Origin of the sequence: Peribacillus sp. NPDC058002, assembly GCF_042886655.1 — a bacterium.
In the GTDB taxonomy this organism is placed as follows: domain Bacteria; phylum Bacillota; class Bacilli; order Bacillales; family DSM-1321; genus Peribacillus; species Peribacillus aracenensis.
This window is the reverse complement of sequence record NZ_JBHVQU010000485.1, coordinates 1-1,515: the sequence shown is the minus strand read 5'-3', so window position 1 is coordinate 1,515 and position 1,515 is coordinate 1. Positions and strand designations below refer to the sequence as shown.

At 35.0% G+C, this 1,515-nt stretch carries 2 protein-coding genes; both read right to left on the bottom strand.

Annotated elements, in window-relative coordinates; genetic code table 11:
* Positions 1-603 (bottom strand): YitT family protein (locus ACFVSH_RS26530; RefSeq protein ID WP_387708801.1); only part of this gene is annotated, 603 nt, incomplete at its 3' end.
* 572 nt (positions 604-1,175) lie between these two features.
* The coding region (gene tatC / locus ACFVSH_RS26525) for a twin-arginine translocase subunit TatC (protein ID WP_387708799.1) at positions 1,176-1,515 on the bottom strand (340 nt) is incomplete at its 5' end.

Below are 1,515 nucleotides of genomic sequence, written 5' to 3'. Positions count from 1 at the left end.
ATCTAACACACTTTCCATTGCTAATTTAACGGTATTCTGCTTCCTATCCAGCATTTTCTTTAGAAGGTATGAAAAAAGCAATGTAAACGCAATTCCCTTAACGATCGATGTATAACCGTAAACAAGAAGGCCCAATATCAGTACGATAAGATTGATAATCCTTATTGTCGCCGCAATATCTATTTTTTCATTTTTATGATGTAAAATTAAGGCGATCACGTCAAAGCCAACAGTGGAGGCATTTGCTGTTATACATAAATAATATCCTATCGCTATCAAAATGGACGAAATGATAATCACTATCGCGATATTCATATCGAAATCAATCTTCAATGAATAAAAAAAATTAAAAAAAACCATATAGCTAAGCGAACTTACGATCGACTTAAAAAAGTATTCTTTCCCTAGAAAAACTAAACAGATGATTAACAGTAAACCTGTAACGAAATTGGCTAGCATGGCAATGTTATAACCCGATAATGCATTCAATAATAATGCCGAGCTAGTTACCCCGCCATTGATAATTTCATTGGGAACGATTAAATAAGCATAGGCAAAGGTCATGGAAATGTTTCCTGCGATAATTTTCACTATATCCTTCATAAACTTCTCACCATCCCGTTCGATATTCTGATAATGCTTTTTCCCCCCTAAATATATATTTATACTTGAACCATAAGATACACATTCACCTCTTACAACAATTTTATTCGAAGCTTTTCCCTTTCGATATTTTTGAATGATTTTACGAAGTATGCATTTGGGGGTTCAAGATTACAATAATTCGCTAACCAGAATCCTCTCTCCTTCTTAATAAAGAAAATAAAACATCCCCCTTAAAAATTGAAGATGCTCATTTTCACTATTTATTTGTACAACTTAACGCTGTTCAGAAGCCTTTAAGTATCCTGAGTACATTCAAATAAATGATTTAAATGTCCAAAGGGTTATATAAGGAGAAGGCCATTTTTATTCTCCTTTCAGTAGAATTAGTCCGATATCAAAAAAACTGGCTAAGAAAACTGTTTACGTATGCAGAATAATATATGATCCCTCCTGATTAGTCCCTTCAATTATTATTTCGCAATAAAAAAGTTGAGGAATATGCCCCTCAACTTTTTAGTGTTCAATGACTATTTCCCAAGAAATGTTTCTTAGGTTGTGGATTAGCCATTTCATGTAACAGGTAATGCCGTCTCATCTTTCATTAGCCTTTTTCGGTAAACCATATTGGACAGCTGTACACTCACTTCATAAAGCACAAGCAAAGGGACGATGACCAAAATGTCCGAAATTATATCTGGAGGCGTAATCAGGACCGAGATGACAACCAGGACGAAATAAGAAATCTTACGAGACTTTTTCAACACTGTTGGATTGATTATGCCTAATCTGGTCAGGAACATGACCACAAGCGGCATCTCGAATAAAATCCCGAAAGGTAAGATCAAATTAATCATGAACCGAAAATACTTTTCCGCTGTGAACATCATCTCGAACTGCCCGGCCGATAGG